Source organism: Patulibacter sp. SYSU D01012, assembly GCF_017916475.1.
Classification (GTDB): domain Bacteria; phylum Actinomycetota; class Thermoleophilia; order Solirubrobacterales; family Solirubrobacteraceae; genus Patulibacter.
Window position 1 is genome coordinate 957,783 of sequence record NZ_JAFMTB010000002.1, and the last position, 12,186, is coordinate 969,968.

Consider the following 12,186-nt stretch of genomic DNA (forward strand, 5'->3'; position numbering starts at 1 on the left):
GCCCGGGGCGTCGGATGGCCGCGCTCAGGCGGTCGCGACGCCGGCGACCACGGGGGCGCAGTCGCCCTCGGCGCCGAGCCAGCGCGTGCCGTACTCGCGCATGCCGTCGATGATCGGCAGCAGCGCCTGCCCCTTCTCCGTCAGCGCGTACTCGACGCGCGGCGGCACCTCGGGGAACGTCTGGCGCGCGACGATGCCCTCCTCCTCCAGTGCGCGCAGGCGCAGGGAGAGCGTGCGTGGGCTGATGCCGCCGAGCGACCGCTCGAGCTCGCAGAAGCGGGTGTTGCCCTCGGCGAGATCGCGGATCAGGAGCAGCGTCCACTTGCCGCAGATGATGTCCGCGGTGCGGCACACCGGGCAGGTGGGGTCGACGGCCATGCCCAACACTTTACCGAATGAAGTCTCGGCGTCGGCAGGGCGTTCGCGCCCCGGAACGACGAAGGGCGCCCCGTGGGGCGCCCTTCGCACGGGTGCGGTCGCCCGGCTAGGCGACGTCGCGCAGCTTCTGGGCCTCGGCGAGGCTCTGGAGCTTCTTCAGCGACTGGTTCTCGATCTGGCGGATGCGCTCGCGCGTGACGTTGAAGCGGTGCCCGACCTCGTCGAGGGTGCACGGCTTCTCGCCGCCGAGCCCGTAGCGCAGCTCGAGGACGCGGCGCTCGCGGTAGCTCAGGTTCTCGAGGGCCTCGCGCAGGTGCTCCTTCGTGAGGATCTCCGCGGCCCGCTCGTACGGCGACTCGGCGCGCTCGTCGGCGATGAACTGGCCGAACTCGGACTCCTCCTCGTCACCGACCGGCTTCTCGAGCGAGACCGGGGCCTGCGCGGAGCGCTTGATCGACTCGACCTCCTCGGGGTCGATGCCGGTGACCTCGGCGATCTCCTCGGCGGAGGGCTCGCGACCGAGCTCCGTCACGAGCTTGCGCTCGGCACGGCCGATCTTGTTGAGCTTCTCGACGACGTGGACCGGGATGCGGATCGTGCGCGCCTTGTCGGCCAGGGCGCGGGCGATCGCCTGACGGATCCACCACGTGGCGTACGTGGAGAACTTGAAGCCCTTGCGGTAGTCGAACTTCTCCGCCGCGCGGACGAGGCCGAGCGTCCCCTCCTGGATCAGGTCGAGGAACGGCAGGCCCTGGTTGCGGTAGTTCTTCGCGATCGAGACGACGAGTCGCAGGTTCGACTCGACCATCTTCTGCTTCGCGTCGAGGTCGCCGCGCTCGATGCGCTTGGCCAGGTCGACCTCCTCGGCGGCCGTCAGCAGGCGGACCTTGCCGATGTCCTTGAGGAACAGCTGCAGGCTGTCCGTCGTCATGTCGGGACGGAGGTCCAGCGGCGTCGCGGCGCGCTTCTTGCGCGTGCGCTTGTCCGGCGCGCGCTCGACCTGGGTCGCCGCGTGCGCGGGATCGATCTCCTCGACGAGCTCGATCTCGCTCTTCTCGAGGTAGTTGTTGAGCTCCTCGACGTCCGACTCGTCGAAGTCCAGCTCGGCGATCGCCTTCTGGACCTCGGCGTGGGTCAGGACGCCCAGCGACTGGCCACGGTGGACCAGACCCTTGACCTCTTCGAGTTCCTGGAATTCGACTACAGACATATTGCGGAGGTGCCCCTTCGTGACCACGCCGGCAGGCGGCGGTGGCGAACAGCAGAAAAGAGAGGGGTGCGCGTCGGTCAGATCAGGTGGGGGGCCAGAAGTGGCCAAGCTACCGACAGCGTCTCCCGAGAGTACCACGTCGTGGCCGGACCGCAACCCGCGTGCGCGAGGGGCGGTCCGCCGACGAGCGGCCACACCCCTACGTACACCGCTCGGCCCGAAAAGGTGCGCCCGCCGGGGCGCCGATCGCCGCCCAGGGGCCCTCGCGTGACGGATCGCACACGGCAGCCCGCCCGCGCCGCGTTCACCGTCCCCCGCGGGTCCTCGTGGCGGCCGACCAGCGGCCACCACGCCGCCCGTCGCCGCGCCCCCGAGACCCCCCGGCCGGGTGTGCCATACTGCCCGTCGCCGAGCCCGGCCGACCTCATCGGTCCGGGGCGGGGGACCCACTGCGACCGGCCTGCGAAGGCCGTCGCCGGGGCGAATCGGACCGTCCTCGGTCCGTAGCGCACTCGTTCAGCGCGAGCCCGACAGCTCACCCCGTAGGCGCAGAACGAGACCCCAGGTACCCCTTGATCGCACCCCGCCCCGTGCGCCGCGCGGCCGTCCTCGGCCTGCTGGCGCTCACCGCCCTGCCCACCGCCGCGCGCGCCGCCGACCCCGTCCCCGCCACCGGCGGGCTGACCGCCGGCGCCACCGCCCCGTCCGCCGCCCCCGCCGCGGACGCCCCCGCCGCCGGCACGACGGCCGCGGCCGAGACCCCGGTGCCCGCCGCCGACGTCCCGGGCGTGGGCTCGTGGCGCGCCACGTCGTCCACCGTCGTGGGCCGGCCCGTGCGGATCTCGGGCACGCTCCGCACCGACCTGGCGGGCGCGCGCGTCACGATCGAGCGCCGCACCCCGTCGGGCCGCTGGTCCCGCGCCACCACCGCGCGCGTGCGCAGCACGGGCCGCTTCGCCGCCGCGTGGCGCACCACGTCGACCCGCTACCACGAGCTGCGGCTGGTGCTGCCCTCCACGGCGGCGCACGCCGCCGGCGCCGCCGAGCGGGCCGCGGCCGACGCCGGCACGCTCCGCGTCGCGGTCGTCGAGCGCGGCCGCGCGACGTGGTACGGCCCCGGCTTCTACGGCAAGAAGACCGCGTGCGGCGTGACCCTCGGCCCGGACACGGTGGGCGTCGCGCACCGCACGCTGCCCTGCGGCACGCAGGTCGAGATCCAGATGGGCGGCAAGACGGTGGTCGCGCCCGTCATCGACCGCGGCCCGTTCGCCAACGGCGCCGTCCTCGACCTGACGAAGCCCGCCGCCGAGGCCCTCGGCGTCGACGGCGTGCACCAGGTCCGCTTCCTGCGCCGCGACGACGTCGCGCGGCTGCAGACGCCGGGCCGCGCCCCGGCGATGCGCCGCTGAGGGCGCCGCCGCGTCGCCGCCGCGGCCGTCGGCCCTCCTCCGGGACCAGTCCATAAGCTCCCCGCCACGCCACCGCCCGGACCGCGCGCCCGCGGGCGCCCCGGGCGGGTCCCTACGTCCGATCCCGAGAGCATGACCACGACGCCCGACCGCACCCTCGCCCTGGAGCTCGTCCGCACGACGGAGGCCGCCGCCCTGGCCGCCTCGCGCCTCGCGGGACGCGGCGACAAGAACGCCGCCGACCAGCTCGCCGTGGACGGCATGCGCTACGTCCTGGACACCGTCGCGATGGACGGCGTCGTCGTCATCGGCGAGGGCGAGAAGGACGAGGCGCCGATGCTCTACAACGGCGAGCGCGTCGGCAACGGCGAGGGCCCGCAGGTCGACATCGCCGTCGACCCGCTCGAGGGCACGACGCTGACGGCGAAGGGCCAGCCCAACGCCCTCGCGGTCATCGCGATCGCGCCGCGCGGGTCGATGTTCAACCCCGGCCCCATCGTCTACATGGAGAAGATGGCCGGCGGCCGCGACATCGCCGACCTCCTCGACCTCGACCGCCCGGTCACCGAGACGCTCGGCCTGATCGCCGAGCGCCGCCAGAAGCCGATCTCGGACGTCCTCGTCATCACGCTGGACCGCCCGCGCCACGCCGAGCAGATCGAGGCGATCCGCGAGGCCGGCGCCAAGGTCCGCCTGATCACCGACGGCGACGTCGCCGGCTCGCTGATGGCCGTCATGAGCGACTCCCCCGTCGACGTGCTCTGGGGCATCGGCGGCACGCCGGAGGGCGTCATCGCCGCGGCGGCCGTCAAGTGCCTGGGCGGCACGCTCATCGGCCGGCTCTACCCCCGCAACGAGGAGGAGCGCCAGGCGGCGCTCGACGGCGGCTACGACCTGGACCAGCAGCTCACCCAGGACACCCTCGTGCGGGCGGAGCAGTGCCTGTTCTCCGCCACCGGCGTGACCGACGGCGAGCTGCTGCAGGGCGTGCGCCGCGCGCCGCGCGGCGGCGCGACGACGGAGTCGCTCGTCATGCGCGCCGGCTCGGACACCATCCGCCGCGTGCACGCGCGGCACCGCCCCGAGAAGCTCGAGGAGATGCCCGGCTACGGCATCTCGTAGGCGCGGGCCCCGCGCCGCGGCCCGCCGGGCCGTCAGTCGCGCTCGCGCACGGGCCGGCGCCGCGAGAACCCCCGCGGCGCCATCCCCTCCGTCGCGGCCCGGCGGTCCCGCCGCCGGTCGCCGCGCGGGATCCGCTCCGGGGACGGCGGCGCGTCGACGGCCTCGAGCGCCGTGCCGAAGCGGCCGATCCGCGACGGCGCCAGCTCGGCGCTCGCCAGGGAGCGGATGAAGCCGTACGCCAGGAGCACGTGGTAGCGCGACTGGGTCTGCTTGTAGACCCAGTAGGCGAGCCCGGACGACATCGTCGGGAAGAACCCCGACACCTCGAGCTCGATGTACGCCCGGCTCATCGGCCGGTCCTCGTCGCCCACGTCGTCGCGGCGGTGCACCTCGATCTCGAGGAACCCGCGGCCGCGCCCCTTGCGCGAGATCAGCAGGCCCCGGTCGATCGGCCAGCGCACGATCCCGTGGGACGGCCCGAACTCGTACTCCGGCTCGCTGAAGCCCAGGAGCGGGAAGCGCCGGGAGAGGAAGCAGACGTAGCGGCCGCGCGTGTCGTAGTGCACCCGCACGAGCCCGAGCGAGAACTTCTCCATGTAGAGCCAGTACGAGCGGGCCAGGCGCTCCAGGTACTCCGTGGACCAGATCTCGTCCAGCCGCTCCGTCGGCGTCGTGATCGACGCCGTCTGGATGGAGTAGACGGCGCCCGACGCCTGGTCCAGGCCGGTGTGGTCGACGAGCCGGCCGACGCGGATCTGGGTGCGGGCGGCCTCGCGGCGCAGGCGCAGGCGGGCGACCCGCACGGCCACGCACGTCGTGACCATCATCACGAGCGCGACGATCGCGGCGAAGGGCATGGCGCGATTCAAGCAGCCGTCGCGGGCGCGAGCGCCTCGCGCACGGCGGCGTCGAAGCCGAGCGGGCGGTCGTTCACCCCGGGCGGGGGCGGGACCGTGACGAGCATCTCGGCCTTCAGGCCCTCGACGAGCGGCCGCACCAGCGGGTACTCCACGCCCCCGAACAGGCTGACCCACAGCGACGACAGGCGGGGCGTCATGAACGGCACCGGCACGGTCGGCGGGCGTCGCCGCCCGAGCGCCTCGGCGGTCCGCAGCATCATCTCGCGGTACGTCAGGACGTCCGCCCCGCCGAGCTGCACCTCGGCGGGCACGCCCGCGACCTCGCCAAGGGCGCGCAGGGCGGCGGTCACGTCGCGGGCCGCGATCGGCTGGCTGCGCGTCGACACCCACTGCGGGCAGACCATCACGGGCAGCCGCTCGACGAGGCGACGGAGGATCAGGAACGACTGGCTCTCGGGCGCGATCACCATCGCCGCGCGCGCGTGCACGGGCTCGGGGACGTGGCGCGCGAGGATGTCCGCCACCTCGGCGCGGCTCTGCAGGTGGTGCGAGTCCGCCGCCCCGGATCCGTCGAGCCCGCCCAGGTAGACGACCCGGCGCACGCCGGCCCGCTCGGCGGCGGCGCCGAACGCGGCGGCGCCCCGGCGGTCGAGCTCGGCGAAGTCCCCGCGGTTGCCCCGGCCCATCGCGTGCACGAGGTAGTACGCCACGTCGACGTCCGCGAGCGCCGCGTCCAGCCCGCGGTCGGCGAAGACGTCGCCGGACACGACCTCGACGGCGTCGGGCAGCCGCGCCCGCTCGGGCCGCCGCACCAGGGCGCGCACCGGCGCGCCGCCCTCCAGCAGCGCGGGGAGCAGCCGGCCGCCGATGGCGCCGGTCGCGCCGGTGAGCAGGATCCTGCCGGGGGCCATCACCCCACCCTACGGTGCGCGCGGACCCGTGGATGCGCGTGGCCGACGGGGTGGGCGTTCACGCCCGGGCACCGGGGACGCGGGGGGAATGTGCGAACCTCGCGAGGATGGATCGCGCAGTCCGCACCGCCGGGGTCGACGTCGGCGGCACGAAGGTCGCCGTCGGCCTCCTCGACGGCACCTCGTTCACGCCCGTCGGCCTCGAGCCCACGGAGGTGGACGACCCGGAGCGCCTGCTCGACCAGATCGCCCGGCTCGTGCGCGAGCTGGGCGACGTCGAGGCGCTCGGGGTCGGCGTGCCGTCCGTCGTGCGGCTGTCCGACGGCCGCGTGATGAGCTCGGTGAACATCGACGCGTTCCGCGACGTCGCGCTGCGCGACGAGCTCGCCGCCCGCCTGGGCATCCCCGTCCGCGTCGACAACGACGCCAACCTCGCGGCGCTGTCCGAGGCCTGGGACGACGACCTGCAGCTGCGCCACCGCTCGCTCGTCTGCGTGACGGTCGGGACCGGCATCGGGGGCGGCGCCGTCATCGGCGGCCACCCGCTGCACGGGTCGCGCACCTCCGCGTTCGAGCTGGGCCACCTGACCGTGGCCGCCGACCTGACGGACGGCGGCCCGCCGCACGGCGACGCGCCCCTTCCGTCGTCGCTCGAGCACTGGGCGAGCGGCCGCGCGCTCGACCGCCTGGCGCGCGAGCGCGGGTTCGCCGACGGCCCCGCCGTGACGGTCGCCGCGCTCGCCGGCGACGCCACCGCGGTGGACGCCCTGCGCATCCTGGGCGAGCGCCTCGGCGTCGGCATCGCGGCCGTCGTCACGCTGCTCGAGCCCGAGGTCGTCGTCATCGGCGGCGGCGTCTCGACCGCCGGCGACCTGCTCGCCCGCCCCGCCGCCGAGGCAGCTCGACGTTTGCTCCTGCCCGGTCTGGGTGAGAAGACCGACATCCGCGTCGCGCAGCACGGCCCCCACGCCGGCGTGCGCGGCGCCGCCCTACTGGCCCGACTCGAGGAGAGCACGACCCGATGAGCACGCCCCCCGCCCTGCGCCTGCGCCTGAGCGACGAGCAGCAGCGGGCGGTCGACGAGCTGCTCGCGCGCGCCGCCGAGGAGCGCGTCCCCGACCGCCTGTGGGAGCGCGACGACACGCTCTGGGGCCCGGCCGGCCAGCCCGAGGTGGCCGACCGCCTGGGCTGGCTCGACGCCCCGTACCGCGGGCTCGAGGAGCAGACGCGCCTGGAGGAGCTGGCGGCCGAGTGCGCCCGCGACGGCTTCACCGACCTGGTCCTCGTCGGCATGGGCGGCTCGTCGCTCGCCCCCGAGGTGATCTGGCAGTGGACCGGGCCGCGCAAGGAGCGCCTGCGCCTGCGGATGCTCGACTCCACCGACCCGGACGCGATCGCCACGGTCGACGCCGCGACCGAGCCCGAGCGCACGCTCGTCCTCGTCTCGACGAAGTCGGGCGGCACGCTCGAGACCGTCTCCCTCTTCCGCCACTTCTGGGAGCGCCATCCGGACGGCCGCGCGTTCGTGGCCGTGACCGACCCGGGGTCGGGCCTGGAGACGATGGCGAAGGCCCACGGCTTCCGCGCCATCCTGCACGGCGATCCCGAGATCGGCGGCCGCTACAGCGCCCTCTCCCCCTTCGGCACCGTGCCGGCCGCGTTCGTCGGCGCCGACCTGGGCGCGCTGCTCCACGGCGGCGCCCGCGCCCTCGACGCGTCGAAGGCGCCGGTCGAGGAGAACGCCGCGGTGCGGCTGGGCGTGGCGATGGCCGCGCTCGCCGGCCAGGGCCGCGACAAGCTCGTGCTGCGGGTGCAGGACGAGCGCCTGGGCGCGTTCGGCCTGTGGCTCGAGCAGCTCGTCGCCGAGTCGACCGGCAAGCACGGCCACGGGCTGCTGCCCGTCGTCGCCGACCCCGAGTCCGACAAGGCCCTCGGCCGCACGACGAGCGCCGACCGCCAGCTGCTCGTGCTGCGCGGGCCCGGCGAGGACGCCGAGCTCGACGCCGACCTGCAGGCGTCGCGCGACGCCGGCGTGCCCGTGCTCGAGCTCGTCGTCGAGGGCGCCGAGGCCCTCGGTGCCGCGTTCGCGACGACCGAGGTCGCCGTCGCGGTCGCCGGCTGGGGCCTGGGCATCAACCCCTTCGACCAGCCCGACGTGCAGGCCGCGAAGGACGCCACGAAGGCCGTGCTGTCCGACGTGTCCGCGGGCACGAAGATCCCGCCGGCCCCCGAGGCCGACGCGGACGCCCTGCGCGCGTTCGTCGCCGGGCTCGCCGCCCCCGAGTACCTGGCGATCCTGGCCTACCTGCCGCCGAGCCGCGACGCCGCCCGCCAGGTCGGCCGGCTGCGCCACGCGCTCGCCGGCCGCACGGACGCGGCGATCACCACGGGCTTCGGCCCCCGCTACCTGCACTCCACGGGGCAGCTGCACAAGGGCGGCGCCGACGGCGGCCGCTTCCTCATCCTCGAGCACGACCCGCGCGCCGAGCGCAGCGTGCCGGCGCCCGCCATCGACGGCGAGGGCGGCGGCGACCCGGCGCCCACCACGTCCTTCCGGACCCTCTTCCACGCGCAGTCGCAGGGCGACGCGCGCACCCTCGAGTCGCGCGGCCGCCAGGTCCTCCGCGTGAGCCTGGGCAGCGACTGGCTCGAGACCCTCAGCTCCCTCACCACCGCCATCGAGGAGACCTCCTGATGCAGATCGCCTTCGTCGGACTCGGCAAGATGGGCGGCAACATGGTCCGCCGCCTGCGCCGCGAGGACCACGACATCGTCGCGTTCGACCGCGACCCCGACCTGGCCCGCGCCCTGGGCGAGGAGACCGGCGCCCGCGCGGTCGGCACCCTCGAGGAGCTCGTCGACGCGCTCGAGGCGCCGCGCCACGTGTGGGTCATGGTCCCCCACGGCGAGCCGACCGAGTCGACCGTGAACGCGCTCGGCGAGCTGCTCTCCGCCGGCGACGTGATCGTCGACGGCGGCAACAGCCGCTGGACGGACGACGCGGTCCGCGCGGACCGCCTGCGCGAGAAGGGCGTCCACTACCTCGACGTCGGCACCTCGGGCGGCGTGTGGGGCCTCGACGTCGGCTACTGCATGATGGTCGGCGGCGACGCCGAGGCCGTCCGCACCCTCGCCCCCGTCCTCGACTCGCTCGCGCCCGAGACCAGCGAGGAGTCCCGCCACGCCATCGGAGAGCGCGGCTGGGAGCACGTCGGCGGCTCCGGGTCCGGCCACTTCGTGAAGATGGTCCACAACGGCATCGAGTACGGCGTGATGCAGGCGTTCGCCGAGGGCTACGCGCTGCTGCACAAGAACAACCCCGAGCTCGACCTCGCCCGCGTCGCCCACCTGTGGGAGCAGGGCTCCGTCGTCCGCTCGTGGCTCAACTCGCTCGCGGCCCGGGCCTTCGAGGCCGAGGGCACCGGCCTGGACGCCCTGCAGCCGTGGGTCGACGACTCCGGCGAGGGTCGCTGGACGATCGAGGCCGCCATCGACCACAGCGTGCCGGTCCCGGCGATCACCGCGTCGCTCTTCGCGCGCTTCGGCTCGCGGGGCGAGGACGAGTACGAGAGCAAGGTCCTCGCGGCGCTGCGCAACCAGTTCGGCGGCCACGCCGTCAAGCGCAACGCGTAGCCCCGCCTCCCGCCCCCCCCCCCCCCCCCGAGCCCCCGCCGTCCGCCCGTCTCCATGAGCACCGAAACGACGATCCCCGACGACGCCCTCGCCGTCGGCCTCGACCAGCTGCCGCCGCCCTCGTCGGTCCTCGTCATCTTCGGTGCCACCGGCGACCTGGCCCGGCGCAAGCTGCTGCCGGCGCTCTACAACCTGGCGCACGAGGGCTCGCTGCCCGAGCGCTTCGCCCTCGTCGGCGTGGCGCGCACCGAGAACGCGGACGCGGCGTACCGCGCCGAGGTGCGGGCCGCGGTCGAGCGCTTCTCGCGGCGCCCGCCCGACCCCACGGTGCTCGACGCGTTCGTGCAGAACGTCGGGTACGTGTCGGGCGGCTTCGCCGAGGACGACGCGTACGTCGCGCTCGCGCAGCGCCTCGACGCGCTCGACCAGGAGGTCGGGCAGCCGCTCAACCGCATCTTCTACCTGTCGACCGCCCCGACGTTCTTCGGCACGATCGTCGAGCAGCTCGGCAAGCACGGGCTCTCCGACCGCGACGAGTCCGACGTCCGCGTCGTCATCGAGAAGCCGTTCGGCACGACGCAGGACGAGGCGAACGAGCTCAACCGCCGCGTCCTGGACGTGCTGCGCGAGGAGCAGGTCTTCCGCATCGACCACTACCTGGGCAAGGAGACGGTCCAGAACCTGCTGGCGCTGCGCTTCGCGAACGGCCTGTTCGAGCCGATCTGGAACCGCAACCACATCCAGTCGGTCCAGATCACCGCGGGCGAGTCCGTCGGCCTGGAGGGCCGCGCGGGCTACTACGACCACGCCGGCGCGCTGCGCGACCTGGTGCAGAACCACCTGCTGCAGCTCCTCTGTCACCTGGCGATGGAGCCGCCGACGGCGTTCAGCGCGGACGACCTGCGCACGGAGAAGGTCAAGGTCCTGCGCGCGATCTCGCCCATCGACCCCGAGCGGATCGAGGAGGTCGCGGTGCGCGGGCGCTACGGGCCCGGCGCGGTCGGCGGCGAGGACGTGCCCGGCTACACGGACGAGCCGGACGTGCCGGAGGACTCGACGACGGAGACGTTCGTCGCGCTCCGCCTGGACGTGCAGACCTGGCGCTGGGCGGGCGTCCCGTTCTACATCCGCACCGGCAAGCGCCTGCGCCGCAAGCTCACCGAGATCGCGGTGACGCTCAAGCCCGTGCCGCACATGGCCTTCCAGGGCAACGCCGTCGAGCCCAACCAGATCGTCTTCTCGATCCAGCCGGACGAGCACGTGTCGATCAAGATGGCCGCGAAGGTCCCCGGATCGGGCATGCACCTGCGCCCCGTCACGCTCGACTTCTCGTACGGCACCGCGTTCCTGTCGACGTCGCCCGAGGCGTACGAGCGGCTCATCACCGACGCGATGCGCGGCGACGCGACGCTCTTCACCCGCGCGGACGAGGTCGAGGCCCAGTGGGCCGTGATGGACCCGATCCTGCGCGCCTGGGAGGGCTCGCACGCGGCGCCGGACGAGTACCCGGCCGGGTCGGACGGCCCGAAGACGCAGCGGCGGATCCTCATGCCCGGCGACCGCTGGCGCGCCATCTAGGGACGGCCGTGAGCACCGCGATCGAGCACACCGTCTGGCAGCAGGACGACGTCGACCCGGCCGCCGTCGAGGGCGCGATGCGCGCCCTCGAGCGCGAGCGCTTCCAGCGCGCCGGCGGCGGTGCCCTCCCGGCCCGCGCGCTCAACCTGGTCGCCATCGTCGACGCCGCCTACGCCGGCGAGATCAGCCGGCGCCTGGAGAGCATCGGCCGCAACACCCCCTCGCGCACCGTCCTCGTTCGCGTGTCGCCCCGGCGCGCCACGCTGTCGGCGCGCGTGACGCTGACGGGCGACCCCGACCCGGGCAGCCGGCAGGCGCTGTCCGAGCTCGTCGAGCTGGACGTCGCCGAGCGGCACCTGCTGTGGCTCGAGTCCATCGTCGACCCGATGGTGATGACCGACGTGCCGACGATCGTGTGGGCGCCCCACGGCCACACGGACGCGCTCGAGTCGATCGGCGAGCTCGCGCAGACCGTCATGCTCGACACCGCGGACGCCGCCGAGGTGGCGGGCGGGTTCGAGGACGCCTGGGACCTGCTCGAGCGGCGCCGGATCGCCGTCGTCGACCTGTCGTGGCTGCGGGCCACGCCCTGGCGGCAGCGCCTGGCGGCCCACTACGCGGGCGGCTCGCGGGCCGGCGAGCTGCACGAGATCGTCGCCGTCGAGGTGCGGCACGAGCGCCGCTCGGCCGCCGCGGCCTGGCTCATGCTCGGCTGGCTCGGCGACCGCCTGGGCTGGCGGTGCGAGGGCGGCACGGTGCGCGACGCCGCGGGCCTGCCGATCACCCTGCGGCTGACGCCCGTCGACGACACGCCGCCCGGCCTGGCCGGCACCACCGTGTCGTCGCGCTCGGGCTCGAGCTTCGCCCTCGACCGCAACCCCGGCGGCCTGCGCGCCCGGCGCATGGACGTCGTCCGCGGGACCGGGGACGCCACGACCACCACCGAGCGCCACTGGACCGTCATGGGCGCGTCGCGGGGCGAGGCCGGCGTGCTCGGCACCGCGCTGCGCCGCACCCTCGTGCCCGACGACGGCTACCACGGGGCGCTCGCGACCGCCCGGAGGCTGCACTCGTGCATCTGAGTC

At 74.7% G+C, this 12,186-nt stretch carries 11 protein-coding genes and 1 riboswitch; of the genes, 7 read left to right on the forward strand and 4 right to left on the reverse strand.

Annotated elements, in window-relative coordinates:
• Positions 1-24 precede the first annotated feature (24 nt).
• Both J3P29_RS13975 and J3P29_RS13980 read right to left on the reverse strand, forming a co-directional pair.
• A complete protein-coding gene (locus tag J3P29_RS13975) occupies positions 25-378 on the reverse strand; it encodes a helix-turn-helix domain-containing protein (protein WP_210494124.1) in 354 nt (117 codons plus the stop codon).
• A 106-nt stretch (positions 379-484) separates the two neighbouring features.
• Positions 485-1,588 carry a sigma-70 family RNA polymerase sigma factor gene (locus J3P29_RS13980; protein ID WP_210494127.1) on the reverse strand — a complete coding sequence of 368 codons (1,104 nt, stop codon included), beginning with the start codon at positions 1,586-1,588 and terminating at the stop codon, positions 485-487.
• Positions 1,589-1,984: 396 nt separating this feature from the next.
• A riboswitch (cyclic di-AMP (ydaO/yuaA leader) is annotated at positions 1,985-2,149 on the forward strand.
• A gap of 11 nt (positions 2,150-2,160) precedes the next feature.
• On the opposite strand from J3P29_RS13980, the gene J3P29_RS20465 reads away from it, so the two are divergent.
• Both J3P29_RS20465 and glpX read left to right on the forward strand, forming a co-directional pair.
• Positions 2,161-2,997: a septal ring lytic transglycosylase RlpA family protein gene (locus J3P29_RS20465; protein ID WP_210494129.1), complete on the forward strand. Its 837-nt coding sequence runs from the start codon at positions 2,161-2,163 to the stop codon at positions 2,995-2,997.
• Positions 2,998-3,129: 132 nt separating this feature from the next.
• Positions 3,130-4,119 carry a class II fructose-bisphosphatase gene (gene glpX, locus J3P29_RS13990; RefSeq protein ID WP_210494133.1) on the forward strand — a complete coding sequence of 330 codons (990 nt, stop codon included), beginning with the start codon at positions 3,130-3,132 and terminating at the stop codon, positions 4,117-4,119.
• A gap of 32 nt (positions 4,120-4,151) precedes the next feature.
• Here the strand turns inward: glpX and J3P29_RS13995 are convergent, their stop codons facing one another.
• Together J3P29_RS13995 and J3P29_RS14000 are read right to left on the reverse strand one after the other, a co-directional pair.
• A complete protein-coding gene (locus tag J3P29_RS13995) occupies positions 4,152-4,976 on the reverse strand; it encodes a hypothetical protein (protein ID WP_210494135.1) in 825 nt (274 codons plus the stop codon).
• A gap of 8 nt (positions 4,977-4,984) precedes the next feature.
• Positions 4,985-5,890, reverse strand: coding sequence for an NAD(P)H-binding protein (locus tag J3P29_RS14000; protein ID WP_210494137.1), 906 nt, complete (start codon positions 5,888-5,890; stop codon positions 4,985-4,987).
• A gap of 107 nt (positions 5,891-5,997) precedes the next feature.
• Here J3P29_RS14000 and J3P29_RS14005 point away from each other — a divergent pair, with 107 nt between their 5' ends.
• From J3P29_RS14005 to J3P29_RS14025, 5 genes are read left to right on the forward strand one after another with little or no spacing between them, the layout of a single operon-like run.
• The gene (locus J3P29_RS14005) at positions 5,998-6,915 is read left to right on the forward strand and encodes an ROK family protein (RefSeq protein ID WP_210494139.1); all 918 of its coding nucleotides are present in this window, start codon (positions 5,998-6,000) and stop codon (positions 6,913-6,915) included.
• Complete coding sequence (locus tag J3P29_RS14010; protein ID WP_210494141.1) at positions 6,912-8,585, forward strand: hypothetical protein; 1,674 nt, start codon at positions 6,912-6,914, stop codon at positions 8,583-8,585. Before J3P29_RS14005 ends, J3P29_RS14010 begins: the two co-directional genes overlap by 4 nt.
• Positions 8,585-9,523 (forward strand): phosphogluconate dehydrogenase (NAD(+)-dependent, decarboxylating), encoded by a 939-nt coding sequence (gene gnd, locus J3P29_RS14015; RefSeq protein WP_210494143.1) that lies wholly within the window; start codon positions 8,585-8,587, stop codon positions 9,521-9,523. The genes J3P29_RS14010 and gnd overlap by 1 nt, the downstream gene beginning before the upstream one ends.
• A gap of 54 nt (positions 9,524-9,577) precedes the next feature.
• Entirely contained in the window at positions 9,578-11,101 is a 1,524-nt protein-coding gene (gene zwf, locus J3P29_RS14020; protein WP_210494145.1) for a glucose-6-phosphate dehydrogenase, read from the forward strand.
• 8 nt (positions 11,102-11,109) lie between these two features.
• The gene (locus tag J3P29_RS14025) at positions 11,110-12,183 is read left to right on the forward strand and encodes a glucose-6-phosphate dehydrogenase assembly protein OpcA (protein WP_210494148.1); all 1,074 of its coding nucleotides are present in this window, start codon (positions 11,110-11,112) and stop codon (positions 12,181-12,183) included.
• The last annotated feature ends 3 nt before the right edge of the window (positions 12,184-12,186 follow it).

What these genes read in the sequence shown, in the direction of transcription:
- J3P29_RS13995 (WP_210494135.1), bottom strand. Translation starts at nt 4,976, where the DNA reads ATGCCCTTCGCCGCGATCGTCGCGCTCGTGATGATGGTCACGACGTGC.
- J3P29_RS13980 (WP_210494127.1), bottom strand. Translation starts at nt 1,588, where the DNA reads ATGTCTGTAGTCGAATTCCAGGAACTCGAAGAGGTCAAGGGTCTGGTC.
- J3P29_RS13975 (WP_210494124.1), bottom strand. Translation starts at nt 378, where the DNA reads ATGGCCGTCGACCCCACCTGCCCGGTGTGCCGCACCGCGGACATCATC.
- J3P29_RS14005 (WP_210494139.1), top strand. Translation starts at nt 5,998, where the DNA reads ATGGATCGCGCAGTCCGCACCGCCGGGGTCGACGTCGGCGGCACGAAG.
- J3P29_RS14010 (WP_210494141.1), top strand. Translation starts at nt 6,912, where the DNA reads ATGAGCACGCCCCCCGCCCTGCGCCTGCGCCTGAGCGACGAGCAGCAG.
- J3P29_RS14000 (WP_210494137.1), bottom strand. Translation starts at nt 5,890, where the DNA reads ATGGCCCCCGGCAGGATCCTGCTCACCGGCGCGACCGGCGCCATCGGC.
- glpX (WP_210494133.1), top strand. Translation starts at nt 3,130, where the DNA reads ATGACCACGACGCCCGACCGCACCCTCGCCCTGGAGCTCGTCCGCACG.
- zwf (WP_210494145.1), top strand. Translation starts at nt 9,578, where the DNA reads ATGAGCACCGAAACGACGATCCCCGACGACGCCCTCGCCGTCGGCCTC.
- gnd (WP_210494143.1), top strand. Translation starts at nt 8,585, where the DNA reads ATGCAGATCGCCTTCGTCGGACTCGGCAAGATGGGCGGCAACATGGTC.